Source organism: Pseudomonas sp. FW306-02-D09B (assembly GCF_058782685.1).
In genome coordinates this window covers 43,315-57,943 of record NZ_JBYSXY010000003.1, presented here as the reverse complement: position 1 = coordinate 57,943, position 14,629 = coordinate 43,315, and the positions used below count along the sequence as shown (strand labels likewise).

Genomic DNA, 14,629 nt, shown 5'->3' with positions numbered 1-14,629 from the left:
CCGAACCGAACCACTGAAAATTTATCCAGCGTTTTTTGCGCCCGACAATCCATGATCAGCACAGAACTCAAAACCACGATCCAGGGCGCCTACTCGCGTTTTCTCGAAGCCAAGAGCCTCAAGCCGCGTTACGGCCAGCGCCTGATGATCGCCGAAATTGCCAAGGTCCTCGGTGACATCGACACCGACGACGAAGGCCGGCGCAGTGGCGACCCCGCGATTGTCGCGGTGGAAGCCGGCACCGGTACCGGGAAAACCGTGGCCTACAGCCTGGCGGCGATTCCGACTGCCAAGGCTGCCGGCAAACGCCTGGTGATCGCTACGGCGACCGTCGCCCTGCAAGAACAGATCGTCTACAAGGACCTGCCGGACCTGATGCGCAACAGCGGGCTGAACTTCAGCTTTGCGCTGGCCAAGGGCCGCGGCCGCTACATGTGCCTGTCCAAGCTCGACATGTTGTTGCAGGAAGGCCACGCGCAAACCGCTACCGCGCAGCTGTTCGAAGAAGAAGGCTTCAAGATCGAGGTCGATGAAGCCAGTCAGAAGCTGTTCACCAGCATGATCGAAAAACTTGCCGGCAATAAATGGGACGGCGACCGCGACAGTTGGTCCACCGCCCTTGAAGATGCGGATTGGGCGCGCCTGACCACCGATCACAGCCAGTGCACCAACCGTCATTGCCCCAACTTCGGTCAGTGCGCCTTCTACAAGGCCCGCGAAGGCATGGGCAAGGTGGACGTGATCGTCACCAACCACGACATGGTCCTCGCTGACCTGGCCTTGGGCGGCGGAGCCGTCCTGCCCGACCCTCGCGACACCATCTACGTGTTCGACGAAGGCCATCACCTGCCGGACAAGGCGATCGGCCACTTCGCCCATTACACGCGTTTGCGTTCCACCGCCGACTGGCTGGAAACGACCGCCAAGAACCTCACCAAATTGCTGGCCCAGCACCCGTTGCCGGGTGATCTGGGCAAGCTGATCGAACAAGTGCCGGAGCTGGCGCGAGAGATCAAGACCCAGCAGCAGTTCATGTTCACCGCCTGCGAACAGATTGCCGAATTCAAGCCCGGCGAAGACGTCGAGGGCCGCGAACGGCCACGTCATCGTTTCGTCGGCGGGGTGATTCCCGAGCATATGCGCGAGATGGGCGTCGAGCTGAAGAAAGGCTTCGCACGCCTGACCGATGTCTTTACCCGGCTCACCGAGCTGCTCAAGGAAGGCATGGATGGCGAGGTCAATATCGGCATCGCCAGCAATCAGGCCGAAGAATGGTATCCGCTGTTTGGCAGCCTGCTGTCCCGTTCCCAGGGCAACTGGGAGCTGTGGACCGCATTCACCGCCGAAGACCCGGAAGACAACCCGCCGATGGCGCGCTGGCTGACCCTGGCGGAAAGCGGTTCGCTGTTCGATATCGAGGTCAACGCCAGCCCGATCCTGGCGGCGGAAATGCTCCGACGCAACCTGTGGAATGTGGCTTACGGTGCGCTGGTGACCTCGGCCACCTTGACCGCACTGGGCACCTTCGACCGTTTCCGCATGCGCGCCGGTCTGCCGAAAAAGGCCGTGACGGCGGTGGTGCCGAGCCCGTTCCATCACGCTGACGCAGGCGTGCTGCGGGTGCCGGACCTGCGCGCCGACCCAAGGGACGCGGCCGCGCACACCGCGGCGATCATTCGTGACCTGCCGGAACTGGTCGAAGGCTCGCGCGGCACGCTGGTGCTGTTCTCTTCGCGCAAACAGATGCAGGACGTGTTCGATGGCCTGGACCGCGACTGGCGCAAGCAAGTGTTCATTCAAGGCAACCTGTCGAAGCAGGAAACCCTGAACAAGCATAAGGCGCGGGTCGATGGCGGTGACTCCAGTGTGCTGTTCGGTCTGGCGAGTTTCGCCGAGGGTGTCGACTTGCCGGGTGCTTACTGCGAGCACGTGGTGATCGCCAAAATCCCGTTCTCGGTCCCGGACGATCCGGTCGAGGCCGCGCTGGCCGAATGGATTGAAGCCCGAGGTGGTAATCCGTTCATGGAAATCTCGGTGCCCGACGCCTCGCTCAAGCTGGTTCAGGCTTGCGGGCGCCTGCTGCGTACCGAAGAAGACCGCGGCACCATCACCTTGCTTGACCGGCGTCTGGTCACGCAACGCTACGGCAAAGCTATCCTCAACGCGCTGCCGCCGTTTCGCCGCGAAATATCTTGAGACACGGTGGGCGAAATCGCCCACTTCGTTGTCTATCCCCCCGTTACCGATTCCACACAGGCCGTTCACTGGTCGTTAGGGAGAACCTGGTTCATATGATTCGCCGTTCGTTACCCGCTGTTTTTGCCTTGATGTTCGCTGCGCCACTGCTGGCGGCTCCGGCCGGACAACAGACGCTGTTCAACTTTGTCCGGCCCGCCGATGTGGTCCAGGTGGCGACCCAGGACGCCAGCCTGCCGCAGTCCAATGCGGAGCAAACGGCCGAAGGTGAAGTGCTGCGTCGGGTGACTTTCAATCCGGCGGCGCAACCGAACCTGCGCCTGACTCCGCAAAGCGGCGCCTGGGACTGGTCACAGTCTGGCGTCATGAGCTTGCGTATCCAGAGTGCAATGAACTGGCCTGTAACGCTCTACGTGAAAATCCAGAGTAACGACGGCAAGACCCTGGTCAGCCGCATCGATCTGCCGGCCGGGCCGGCGCAAACCCTGTTGGTGCCGCTGACACCAAGTTCGCCGTTGAGCCAGGGCCTGAAAGCCGGGCCGCCGATGCCGATCACTGTCGAAGGCCAGCGCGTATTGCTGGCCAGCAGCACGGGTGAACTGGATCGCAGCCAGGTGGTGTCGGTGACACTGTCGATGGATCAGCCAAAAGTCGCCCAGAGCATCATGCTTGAGCGCTTTGGCGTGCAGGACGGCGAGGCGGTGGTCAAGGCCGCCTACGGTTCGTTAGTGGACGCTTATGGTCAGTCCACGCGAGCGAAATGGCCGGAAAAAGTCACCAGTGACGAGCAACTCAAAGCGGCGGCAAACAAAGAACAACAGCAACTGAAAACCTGGCTGGCCGAGCGTAAACGCTCGTCCCTGGACACGTTCGGTGGCTGGAGCAAAGGCCCGGCGTTCAAGGCCAGTGGCTTCTTCCGCACTGAAAAGCGTGACGGTCGCTGGTATCTGGTGACCCCGGAAGGTCACCCGTTCTATTCCCTGGGAGTCAATACAGTCACCGCCGATACCAGCCAGACCTACGTCGCCGGGCGCGAAGCCATGTTCGAGTCGTTGCCCGCTAACGACGAGCCATTGGCCAGCCATTACGGTGAAGGCGACAACCGCAATGGCAATGGTGCCGATCAGGGACGTGGGTTCAATGCCGGTCGCTGGTATGACTTCTACGGTGCCAACCTGCAGCGCACTTATGGTCAACCGTGTGCGGTTGTGACTGAAACCAAGGCTGATGAGGCCAAGGCCGAAACCGCCACAACCCCGTGCACCTCTCACACGTTCGACGAAAAGCGCTGGACCCACCATACGCTTGACCGCCTGCAAGCCTGGGGATTCAACACCATCGGCGACTGGAGCGCTCCGGCGCTGGGCTTGAATGACCGTGTGCCGTACACCTTGCCGCTGTCTATCGTCGGCGATTACGCCAGTATCAGCACCGGTACCGACTGGTGGGGCGGTATGCCCGACCCGTTCGACCCGCGTTTCGCCATGGCCACCGAACGTGCCGTGGCCATTGCTGCCCGCGATCACCGCGACGACCCATGGCTGATCGGTTACTTCGCCGATAACGAACTGGCCTGGGCCGGTCCCGGCGATGACCCGAAGGCCCGTTATGCCTTGGCGTACGGTACTTTGAAAATGACCACCGACGTGCCGGCCAAACGGGCGTTCCTCAAGCAACTGCGGGATAAATACCGTAACCAGGCGGGCCTGTCGAAAGCCTGGGGTATTGATCTGCCAGCCTGGGAGTTGATGGAAGACCCGGGGTTCGTGCCGCCGCTGCCAAGTGCGGAACACCCGGAAATCGAAGCCGACTTCAAGTATTTCCAGAAAGTCTTCGCCGATACCTACTTCAAGACCATTGCCGATTCGCTGAAATGGCACGCACCCAACCACCTGCTGCTCGGTGGTCGGTTTGCCACCAGCACACCTGAGGCTGTCGAGTCTTGCGCGCAGTACTGCGACGTCCTGAGCTTCAACATGTACACGCTTAAACCTCAGGACGGTTATGACTTCGCCAAGCTACAGGCGTTGGACAAACCGGTGCTGATCACCGAGTTCAACTTCGGCTCGCGTGATCGCGGTCCGTTCTGGGGCGGAGTAACGGAGCTGGCGAAGGAAGAAGACCGTGGGCCGGCCTACGCCAATTTCGTCAAGCAAGCGGTGAGTGAACCGTCGATTGTCGGTGTGCATTGGTTCCAGTACCTCGATCAACCGGTGAGCGGTCGTCTGCTGGACGGTGAAAACGGCCATTTCGGTCTGGTCGGGATCACCGATCTGCCGTTCCAGGGCTTTGTCGAAAGTGTGCGCAAGGCCAACTTGCAGGCCGTCGATCAGCTCGGCAAAGAAGCCGAGAAGGCCAAGGCTGCGGCCGATAAAGCCGACAGTGCCGGTCATGAAGACGCAGCTGGGAAAAAAGGCCGCGACAGCAAGGGTGCAGGGCAGGGCGCTGGCCATGCAGGTGGGCATTCCGCCAATGGTCATTAAAGCCTGAGATTGCGAGGTTCGCGGCCCGCCCCTGTTCCCAAATCCCTCAAGGGCTGGAACAATGCAGGTCATTGTGTCGAAACGTTTTTTCGGAGAGTTACGGGTGCTGATTCAGGGTCATTACGAGCTTAAATTTGAAGCGGTGCGTGAAGCTTTCGCGGCACTCTTCGACGATCCCCAGGAACGCGGCGCGGCACTGTGCATACAAATTGGCGGTGAAACCGTCGTCGACCTTTGGGCCGGTACTGCCGACAAGGATGGTCACGAGGCTTGGCACAGCGACACCATTGCCAACCTGTTCTCCTGCACCAAAACCTTTGCTGCAGTGACTGCCCTGCAACTGGTCGCCGAAGGCAAGTTGCAGCTCGATGCTCCGGTCGCCAGGTATTGGCCGGAATTCGCCGCTGCCGGCAAGGAAGCGATCACCTTGCGTCAGTTGCTCTGCCATCAGGCCGGTCTGCCGGCCTTGCGCGAGTTGCTACCCCCTGAAGCGCTCTATAACTGGCAAACCATGGTCGACGCGCTGGCCGCCGAAGCCCCTTGGTGGACGCCCGGTGAAGGCCATGGTTATGCGGCGATCACTTATGGCTGGCTGGTCGGGGAACTGCTGCGACGCGCCGATGGCCGTGGTCCGGGCGAGTCGATCGTGGCACGTGTTGCGCGACCGCTGGGGCTGGATTTCCATGTCGGCCTGGCGGATGAAGAGTTCCATCGCGTGGCGCACATCGCGCGTGGAAAGGGCAATGTCGGCGATGCGGTGGCGCAGCGTTTGCTGCAAGTGACGATGCGTGAGCCGAAGGCCATGACCACTCTGGCGTTTACCAACCCGCCATCGATCATGACCAGTACCAACAAGCCGGAATGGCGTCGTATGCAACAACCGGCAGCGAATGGCCACGGCAATGCCCGCAGCCTGGCCGGGTTCTATAGCGGTCTGCTCGATGGCAGCCTGCTGGAAAGCGAGATGCTCCAGGAACTGACTCGCGAGCACAGCCTGGGCGAAGACAAGACTTTACTGACCCGGACCCGTTTCGGTCTGGGTTGTATGCTCGATCAACCGGATGTACCCAACGCGACCTTCGGCCTCGGCCCTCGAGCGTTTGGTCATCCGGGTGCTGGTGGCTCGATCGGTTTCGCTGACCCGGAACATGATGTGGCCTTCGGTTTTGTGACCAATACCCTTGGGCCATACGTCTTGATGGACCCGCGTGCGCAGAAGCTTGTGCGGGTTTTGGCCGCCTGTCTGTAAAGGGGAGCTTCAAGGCATTTTTTTGAAAAAAACTTGCCCAATGGTCGCAGGACGGAACCCTGTGGCTTCTATAGTTTCAAAGCGTCTGTTTTATACGGGTCGTAGTGACCCACAGCTTCTTATCTCATTTTGTGGATATCCCCATGTCACCGAACAAATCTCTAGCCTTGGCACTGTGTCTCAGCATTACCGGTTGCGCGCAAACCCCACAAAATGGTGCAGACGGGGGCCACTGGTGGTCATTCGGTTCCGGTTCGGACAAGGTTGCGAACAAAGACGCAGCCAAACCGGACGCGAAGGCCGCTGAAGACGCGGCAGCCGCGAAGGCCAAATCGACCGCAAGTGCTGCTGCGCCAACCACCCCGGCGACAGTTCCAGGCTCTTCAGCTGCCGCAGCAGCCAAAGCCGATAGCGAAAGCAAATGGTGGTGGCCGTTCGGCGACCAGCCAAAAGCCATCACCAAGGCCGACATCAAAGATGTGCCGATGCCTGATCCGAAAATCACCCAGGCCTGGCTGGACAGCTACGAGCCACGCTTGCGGTCTGCGGTCCAGGACGGCCACATGCAGGTTGAGCGTCGTGAGAACGTGCTGGTGGTCGTAGTGCCAGTGGATGACTCTTTCAACCCGAAACGTCCAGCCATGCTGCTGCCGTCGTCCCTGGGGCAGTTCACCAAGATCGCCAAGCTGGTTGAGCCCGATACCCAGGCTGCCGTCCTGGTACTTGGCCACGGCGACGCTGTGGGCACAACTTCCGACGCTCAACAACTGAGCAAGGACCGTGCGACTTCCGTTGCGTCGATCTTCAGCCTCAGTGGCTTGAAGCGTGATCGTCTGATGTTGCGTGGCATGGGCAGCTTGATGCCGCGCGCCGCCAATGACAGCGCCCAGGGCCGTGCCTTGAACCGTCGCGTGGAAATCATGCTGACCCAGCGCACCACCATGCTGGCATTGCTGAACAAATACAGCCAGCCGACCCCACCACCGGTGGAGATGGTTGCAGCGCAGCCCGTCAAGCCCGCAGCACCAGCCGTGGCCACGAAAAAAGCAACGTCGAAGAAGAAAGGCGCTGTCTCGAAAAAGGCTCCGGCGAAGAAAGCTCCGGCCAAAAAACAGCCGGCCAAGAAGCCAGCAGCTGCAGCCAAAGCGGATACAGCGGCAAAAAGCACCAGCGGCCAGTAATCGGCCAGCAACTGACTGATCAAGCACAAGGAAAACGCTATGCCCCGGACTTTGGCTGATATGCGTCGTGACTACACCCGCGATGGTTTGACCGAGGCTCAGGCCCCGGCCGAGCCATTCGCGCTGTTTCATCAGTGGTTTGCCGAGGCGGTAAATACCGAACAACCTCCGGTCGAGGCGAATGCCATGACCCTGGCCACGGTTGATCAGGACGGTCGCCCGCATTGCCGGATCCTGTTGCTCAAGGGGCTTGATGATCAGGGGTTTACCTTCTTCACCAACTACGACAGTGCCAAGGGTCAGCAGCTGGCGGGCAATCCGTTTGCTGCCATGACCTTCTTCTGGCCGACCCTGGAGCGCCAGGTGCGTATCGAGGGTCGAGTGGTGAAGGTCACGCCGCAGGAGTCCGATGCCTATTTCCAGGTACGACCGCTGGGCAGTCGCCTGGGGGCCTGGGCGTCTCCGCAGAGTCAGGTGATTGCCGATCGTGCCGAGCTGGAAGGGCTGCTCAAAGTCACTGAACAGCGCTTCAGCGATAGCCAGCCGCATTGCCCGGAACATTGGGGCGGCTATCGTTTGTTGCCAGAACGCATCGAGTTCTGGCAAGGTCGGGCGAGTCGTTTGCATGACCGTCTGAACTATCGTCTGCAAGGCGCGGACTGGAGTCGCGAGCGCCTGGCACCGTAAACCGGCTACACAGTGGGGTAGGTGGCAGCCGCCGCCTCCAGCCACTGTGGCAGGTCCCGACGTTTGATATTCTGCTGCCGGGCAATAGCCAATTGTTGCAGCATGAACGCCTTTTTCCGCTCGTCATTGCCGGCAAGTGCCAGCGCCAGATCACGGTCCATCCAGCGTTTGATCCGCACGTACAGCCACCAATGGAAGTACAGTCCGGCAACGGTGGTGGCGACAATGATGAAGTAATCCATGGAAATCCTTGGTGCAATGGCGCAGATTCTGGAATTTGGCGCTACTGTGTGATGAGTTCTCAAGTGCGACTGTACTGCACCTGAATGAAACCAATTTTATCCGGGCAGTGCCGTGACAGGCGTCAAGCTGCGGAGTTTAATGAATACCTGTCCTTTGGAGTTGATGCTATGCGTAAGTCTGTTTTGCTGGTTGCTTCTTTTTCTACGATGGCGATGCTGCTCACCGGTTGCCAATCGAGCCTGACCGGTGACTCCTACTCCCGTGACGAAGCACGTCGGGTGCAGACGATCCGTATGGGTACCATCGAGTCCCTGCGTCCGGTGAAAATCGAAGGCACTAAAACCCCGATCGGCAGCGTAGCCGGTGCGGCCGTTGGCGGCGTTGCCGGCAGCTCCGTGGGTGGTGGCAAAGGCAGCATCGTCGCTGCGGTGATCGGTGCTGTGGCTGGCGGTCTGGCGGGTTCTGCCATCGAAGAAGGCGCGACCCGTACCCAAGGCGTGGAAATCACCGTTCGCGAAGACGACGGCAGCATGCGCGCCTACGTTCAGGAAGTTCAGCCAAACGAAGTATTCCGCGTTGGCGAACGCGTGCGTATCTCCACCGTCGGTGGCACCAGCCGCGTTTCGCACTAAGTTTTACGCGGTTAAAACAAAACCCCGATCAGGTAACTGGTCGGGGTTTTGTGTTTTTGGCTGATTGTTTTGTTAGACCACTACAGCACACCTCGGCTGTGTGAACTCAGTAATAAATCCGGCTATTCAGGGCGCTCTATTGATGCTCTTGCGACTGGCTGCTGCGGTTACCGCATAACCGATCAATGCGGCGAGGATCGACCCAGTGAGAATGCCCATGCGGTCCATGCCGGCGTATTCGCTGCTGCCCGGCACAAAGGCCAGGGAACCGACAAACAGACTCATGGTGAAACCGATACCGCAGAGGATTGCCACGCCGAGTACCTGGCCCCAATTGGCGCCAGCGGGGAGGGCTGCTATGCCTATCTTCACGGCGAGCCAGGTCAGGCCGAAGACGCCAACGGTCTTGCCCAGCAGCAAACCGGCAGCAATGCCCATCGGTACGTGGTGGGTGAAGCTCTCAAGGTTAACGCCAGCCAGTGAAACACCAGCATTGGCGAAAGCGAACAACGGCAGGATACCGAAGGCCACCCAAGGGTGCAGCGCGTGCTCCAGGCTCAGCAACGGTGACGGTTCAGCGTTTTTGGTGCGTAGCGGAATGCAGAACGCCAGGGTCACACCGGCCAGCGTGGCGTGGACACCGCTCTTGAGTACACACACCCATAGAATCAGGCCAATGATCATGTAGGGGCCGAGCTTGACCACGCCTAGCCGATTCATCGCCACCAGCGCCACCAGACAGGCTGCGGCCAGCATCAACGACAGCGTCGACAATGCGCCGGAGTAGAAGATCGCGATGACGATGATTGCACCCAGGTCATCAATGATCGCCAGGGTCATCAAAAACAGTTTCAGCGAGACCGGCACACGCTTGCCCAGCAAGGCGAGCACGCCGAGGGCGAAGGCGATATCAGTGGCCATCGGGATCGCCCAACCACCCAGGGCTGACGGGTTGTCTTTGTTGAGGAACCAGTAGATCAGCGCCGGCACGACCATGCCGCCGATGGCCGCTGCGCCCGGCAGGACGATCTGCGACGGTTTGGACAGATGGCCTTCAAGGATTTCGCGTTTGACCTCAAGGCCGATCAACAGGAAGAACATCGCCATCAGGCCGTCGTTGATCCATAACAACAGTGGCTTGGCGATTTTCAGGGCGCCGATCTGGGCGACCACGGGAGTGTCCAGCAGGCCGTTGTAGAGCCAGGACAGCGGTGAGTTGTTGATGATCAGGGCAAGAGCTGCAGCGGCAATCAATAACAGACCGCTGGCAGCTTCCAACTGAAAGAAACGCGTGAAAGTGCTACGCAGAGGCAAGGTCGCTCTCCATCTATCGATTCAAAAGGTGGACCACCCTAACCCGTACGGTTAGTTGTTAAAACAAAAGTTATATTCTTTTTTGTTATATGCCGTTACAACGATGTCTCCCGGGCCCGGCCTGAGCCTAGCAGTTGGTTGGCGTATTGGGCCTCAGCTGTACCTGTGCGTTATGTGGGTTTTTTCCTAAGCTTGTTGATTGAGCCTTCCGACAAGGTCAATCCATTGCCTGTTGTCACCGCCAGGTTTCCTTACGCCTATTCGATTCAATGAGAAAAAGACCATGAGCGACAACCGTCAGTGGGCTCGCGAAGCCATCCGGATCATCGAAGCCGACTTCCAGCGTAGCGCCGATACGCACCTGATCCCTTTGCCACTGCCGGGATTGCCGGGCATCGAGTTGTATTTCAAGGATGAGTCCAGTCACCCCACCGGTAGCCTCAAGCATCGGTTGGCGCGCTCACTGTTCCTTTATGCGCTGTGTAACGGCTGGCTCAAGCCGGGAGCACCGGTGATCGAGGCGTCCAGCGGTTCGACGGCGATCTCCGAGGCGTATTTCGCGCGCTTGCTCGGTTTGCCGTTCATTGCCGTGATGCCGGCCACGACCTCCCGGGAAAAAATTGCGCAAATCGAGTTCTACGGTGGCAAAAGCCATCTGGTGCAGGATCCGACACAGATCTACGCCGAGTCCGAGCGCTTGGCCCGGGAACACGACGGCCATTTCATCGACCAGTTCACCTATGCCGAGCGTGCCACTGACTGGCGAGCCAACAACAACATTGCCGAGTCGATTTTTCAGCAGATGCGTTTCGAACGTCATCCTGAACCGAGCTGGCTGATTTCCAGCCCTGGCACCGGCGGTACGACGGCCACTCTGGGGCGCTACGTGCGTTATCGCCAGCATTGCACCCGCGTGTTGTGTGCCGATGCCGAGCGTTCGGTGTTCTTCGAGTACTACCAGACCGGCGACGCGAGCTTGCGTCTGGATTGCGGTTCGCGGATCGAAGGCATTGGCCGGCCACGGGTTGAGGCGTCGTTCTTGCCTAAGGTCATCGATGCGATGGTCAAGGTGCCGGATGCGTTGTCGCTGGCGGCCATGCATTATTTGGCGCAGCGTCTGGGCCGGCATGTGGGAGGCTCGAGCGGGACCAACCTGATCGGCGCATTGATGGCGGCGCAGCAGATGGTGGCAGCGGGGGAGAGTGGCTCGATCGTGGCGATTCTGTGTGATGGCGGCGAACGTTACGCGACCACCTATTACGATCAGGACTGGCTGAAGGCTCAGGGTTATGAGTTGAGTGGCCTGATCGCGGCCGTTGTGGGCAGTGCCGAGCGCGGTGAGCCGCTGCCGACCAGCGTGTTGCGCGCCGGTATCTAAAACCAGGCACTGTCCCCGTAGGAGCAAGGCTTGCCTGCGATGAACGATAATGCGGTCTTTCGGGAAGACCGCGTCAACTTCATCGCGGGCAAGCCTTGCTCCTACGGGGTTTCGGTCAGGCCTCGATGCCGAGAATATCCCGCGCCACCGCTTCGGCAATGCGAATACCATCGACACCCGCCGACAGGATCCCACCGGCATAACCGGCGCCTTCACCGGCCGGGAACAGGCCTTTGACGTTCAGGCTCTGCATCGACTCGTTACGGGTGATCCGCAGCGGCGAAGAGGTGCGGGTTTCAATCCCGGTCAGCACCGCGTCGTGCAGCGAGTAGCCGCGAATCTGCTTCTCGAAGGCCGGTAAGGCTTCACGAATGGCGTCGATGGCAAACGCCGGCAACGCCAGCGCCAGATCGCCCAGTGCAACCCCGGGTTTGTAGGAGGGTTCGACGCTGCCCAGCGCTGTCGACGGCTTGCCTGCGATGAAATCGCCGACCAGTTGCGCCGGTGCTTCGTAGTTGCTGCCACCCAGCACAAAGGCGTGGGACTCCAGACGCTCCTGCAACTCGATCCCGGCCAATGGGCCGCCCGGATAGTCGACTTCCGGGGTGATGCCCACAACAATCCCGGAGTTCGCGTTACGTTCGTTACGCGAATACTGGCTCATGCCGTTGGTCACCACGCGATTCGGCTCGGAAGTCGCCGCCACCACGGTGCCGCCCGGGCACATGCAGAAGCTGTAGACCGAACGACCGTTCTTGGCGTGGTGCACGAGTTTGTAGTCGGCGGCACCGAGTTTCGGGTGACCGGCGTATTTGCCCAGGCGCGCGCTGTCGATCAGCGATTGCGGGTGTTCGATACGGAAACCTACCGAAAACGGCTTGGCTTCCATGAACACGCCACGACCGTGGAGCATGCGGAAGGTGTCACGGGCGCTGTGGCCGAGGGCAAGAATCACGTGTTTCGAGTGGATCTGTTCGCCGCTGGCGAGCTCGATACCGGTCAACTGGCCGTCTTCAATCAGCACGTCAGTGACTTTTTGCTGGAAGCGTACTTCACCGCCCAGCGCACGAATCTGCTCACGCATGTTTTCGACGACGCCCGTCAGACGGAACGTACCGATGTGCGGTTTGCTGACGTAGAGGATCTCTTCCGGCGCGCCGGCCTTGACGAACTCGTGCAGGACTTTGCGGCCGTGGTGCTTGGGATCCTTGATCTGGCTGTACAGCTTGCCGTCAGAGAATGTCCCCGCGCCACCTTCACCGAATTGCACGTTGGACTCGGGATTCAGCACGCTTTTGCGCCACAGGCCCCAGGTGTCCTTGGTGCGCTGACGCACTTCTGTGCCGCGCTCAAGAATGATCGGCTTGAAGCCCATCTGCGCCAGCAGCAGCCCGGCGAAAATCCCGCACGGGCCGAAACCGACCACGATCGGCCGTTGGCTCAGATCCTGCGGAGCCTGGCCAACGACCTTGTAGCTGACATCCGGTGCCGCATTGACGTTACGGTCATCGGCGAATTTGTGCAGCAACTTCGCCTCATCGCGCACGCTAAGGTCGATGGTGTAGATGAAGCACAGTTCGGAAGATTTTTTGCGCGCGTCGTAGCTGCGCTTGAACAAGGTGAAATCGAGCAGGTCATCACTGGCGATGCCCAGGCGCTGCACGATGGCTGGCCGCAGGTCTTCTTCGGGATGGTCGATCGGCAGCTTGAGTTCGGTGATTCGTAACATGACAGGGTCCGGTTCGCGGGGGCGCACAACTGCGCCAAAGGCGTTTCACAAACCGGTGATTATAAGCCTCAACCGCCCGTTCCGGTGAGGCTAAAACAGCATCCTGTCGAATCAGTCGTTACGCGAGCCGCCGAAATACGCGCAGCCACGTTGTACCTGGCCGTTGACCCGCAACTCGGCGCTCATGAATTGAACGCTGCCACGGGTGCTGTCGACGCAGCGTTGTGGTGCGATCCAGAGTTCAACGTGTTGGTCATTGGCTTCGCTACTGAGGCTGAAACGCCCGTCACCGAGTTGTTCTTCCAGAAACGGCAAGGCCAACGCTGGCTGGCCGGCGCGCTCGATCACCATGCCCTTGGTGTTGACCTTGACGTTCCAGTCGGGCGTAGTGCCGCTGGCACGCAGGATCAGCCGCTGGAAGTTGGGGTCTTCACAGGCCGCGCTCGAGCGTTCGACGCGGTATAGCTGCTGCACGTCGAACTGGGCACCCGCATCAGCTGATTTGCCAGTGGCAACCCGGCCGCGCACGTCAGCGAAAATCTTGTGCTGCGCGCCCGCCAGCGTTGCAGCTTCCTGCAGGATGCTGGTGCTGCCGGTGTCATTGACGACATATAGCTTGTTTTCCTGGCACGGCTGAAACATCAGCTTGCCGTTGGCCATGCTGAGTTCGCCCTGCATGCGGGACAGGCCCGCCATGGACGGTTTCTCAGGCTGGCTCTGCAGCAACTGGCAACCGGCGAATACAGGAAGCAGGGCGACAAACATCAGGGAACGGGCAGCACGCATCGTTGGGTCTCCAGACAAGTGCCGCCACGTTACTCAGGCTGACCGCTCATCACAACCCTGCAGTGCACCTGCCCTCCTGTAAAACGCCTTGCTCTCAGCCGACGTTGTAGATCTGGCCAGTCTGCAGGCCTTCCACACTTTTCGCGTAGGCCAGCGCCACATCGGCGGCTGGGACCGGTTTGAATCCGCGGAAGTACGGTGCGTAGCTGCCCATGGCTTCAACCAGTACGTTAGGGCTGACCGAGTTGATCCGCAGACCGCGTGGCAACTCTATCGCTGCCGCACGGACGAAACTGTCCAGGGCGCCGTTGACCATCGACGCCGAGCTGCCGGTACGAATCGGATCGTGGCTGAGAATGCCGGTGGTGAAGGTGAACGACGCACCGTCGTTGGCGAAATCCCGGCCGATCAACAGCAGATTGACCTGGCCCATCAGCTTGTCTCGCAAGCCCAGTTCGAAGTCTTTTTCAGTCATGTTCGCCAGCGGTACGAAGTTGACGCTGCCGGCGGCGCAGATCAGTGCATCGAATTTGCCGGTCTGTTCGAACAGCTTGTGGATCGAGGCGCTGTCACTGATATCGACCTGGAAGTCACCACTCTTGCGACCGATACGAATGATTTTGTGGCGCTGGGACAGTTCCCGGTCAATGGCCGAGCCGACAGTGCCGGAGGCTCCAATCAAAAGAATTTTCATCGTGCGAATCCTCAAGTGGGTGAATGTGGTTTCAGTTTAGTGTGGTTTTTTTTATTG

The 14,629-nt window shown here is 59.9% G+C and carries 12 protein-coding genes; 7 read left to right on the top strand and 5 right to left on the bottom strand.

Annotated elements, in window-relative coordinates; genetic code table 11:
* Window positions 1-51 precede the first annotated feature (51 nt).
* The 5 genes from dinG (at window position 52) to pdxH (ending at window position 7,796) form a co-directional block, all read left to right on the top strand.
* On the top strand, window positions 52-2,196 hold the full coding sequence (gene dinG, locus AC3WK5_RS06945) for an ATP-dependent DNA helicase DinG (protein ID WP_103315453.1): 2,145 nt from the start codon (window positions 52-54) through the stop codon (window positions 2,194-2,196).
* A 95-nt stretch (window positions 2,197-2,291) separates the two neighbouring features.
* Window positions 2,292-4,679, top strand: a complete 2,388-nt coding sequence (locus AC3WK5_RS06940) for a beta-galactosidase (protein ID WP_103315452.1) — start codon at window positions 2,292-2,294, stop codon at window positions 4,677-4,679.
* A 103-nt stretch (window positions 4,680-4,782) separates the two neighbouring features.
* A complete protein-coding gene (locus tag AC3WK5_RS06935) occupies window positions 4,783-5,928 on the top strand; it encodes a serine hydrolase domain-containing protein (protein ID WP_103315549.1) in 1,146 nt (381 codons plus the stop codon).
* A gap of 143 nt (window positions 5,929-6,071) precedes the next feature.
* Window positions 6,072-7,109 carry an OmpA family protein gene (locus AC3WK5_RS06930; protein WP_103315451.1) on the top strand — a complete coding sequence of 346 codons (1,038 nt, stop codon included), beginning with the start codon at window positions 6,072-6,074 and terminating at the stop codon, window positions 7,107-7,109.
* Between the two features lie 39 nt (window positions 7,110-7,148).
* Window positions 7,149-7,796, top strand: a complete 648-nt coding sequence (gene pdxH / locus AC3WK5_RS06925) for a pyridoxamine 5'-phosphate oxidase (protein WP_054596003.1) — start codon at window positions 7,149-7,151, stop codon at window positions 7,794-7,796.
* A gap of 5 nt (window positions 7,797-7,801) precedes the next feature.
* Here the strand turns inward: pdxH and AC3WK5_RS06920 are convergent, their stop codons facing one another.
* Window positions 7,802-8,038 (bottom strand): hypothetical protein, encoded by a 237-nt coding sequence (locus AC3WK5_RS06920; RefSeq protein WP_054596004.1) that lies wholly within the window; start codon window positions 8,036-8,038, stop codon window positions 7,802-7,804.
* 168 nt (window positions 8,039-8,206) lie between these two features.
* Between AC3WK5_RS06920 and AC3WK5_RS06915 the strand changes: the two genes are divergently transcribed.
* Window positions 8,207-8,671 carry an outer membrane lipoprotein gene (locus tag AC3WK5_RS06915; protein ID WP_054596005.1) on the top strand — a complete coding sequence of 155 codons (465 nt, stop codon included), beginning with the start codon at window positions 8,207-8,209 and terminating at the stop codon, window positions 8,669-8,671.
* Window positions 8,672-8,797: 126 nt separating this feature from the next.
* On the opposite strand, the gene nhaA is transcribed toward AC3WK5_RS06915, so the two are convergent.
* Window positions 8,798-9,985, bottom strand: coding sequence for a Na+/H+ antiporter NhaA (nhaA, locus tag AC3WK5_RS06910; protein ID WP_054596006.1), 1,188 nt, complete (start codon window positions 9,983-9,985; stop codon window positions 8,798-8,800).
* A 283-nt stretch (window positions 9,986-10,268) separates the two neighbouring features.
* Here nhaA and AC3WK5_RS06905 point away from each other — a divergent pair, with 283 nt between their 5' ends.
* The gene (locus AC3WK5_RS06905; protein ID WP_103315450.1) at window positions 10,269-11,363 is read left to right on the top strand and encodes a PLP-dependent cysteine synthase family protein; all 1,095 of its coding nucleotides are present in this window, start codon (window positions 10,269-10,271) and stop codon (window positions 11,361-11,363) included.
* Window positions 11,364-11,478: 115 nt separating this feature from the next.
* On the opposite strand, the gene AC3WK5_RS06900 is transcribed toward AC3WK5_RS06905, so the two are convergent.
* The 3 genes from AC3WK5_RS06900 to AC3WK5_RS06890 form a co-directional block, all read right to left on the bottom strand.
* Window positions 11,479-13,092: an NAD(P)/FAD-dependent oxidoreductase gene (locus AC3WK5_RS06900; protein ID WP_103315449.1), complete on the bottom strand. Its 1,614-nt coding sequence runs from the start codon at window positions 13,090-13,092 to the stop codon at window positions 11,479-11,481.
* A 111-nt stretch (window positions 13,093-13,203) separates the two neighbouring features.
* Complete coding sequence (locus tag AC3WK5_RS06895) at window positions 13,204-13,878, bottom strand: COG3650 family protein (protein ID WP_103315448.1); 675 nt, start codon at window positions 13,876-13,878, stop codon at window positions 13,204-13,206.
* 94 nt (window positions 13,879-13,972) lie between these two features.
* Window positions 13,973-14,572 (bottom strand): short chain dehydrogenase, encoded by a 600-nt coding sequence (locus AC3WK5_RS06890; protein ID WP_054596010.1) that lies wholly within the window; start codon window positions 14,570-14,572, stop codon window positions 13,973-13,975.
* Window positions 14,573-14,629 lie beyond the last annotated feature (57 nt).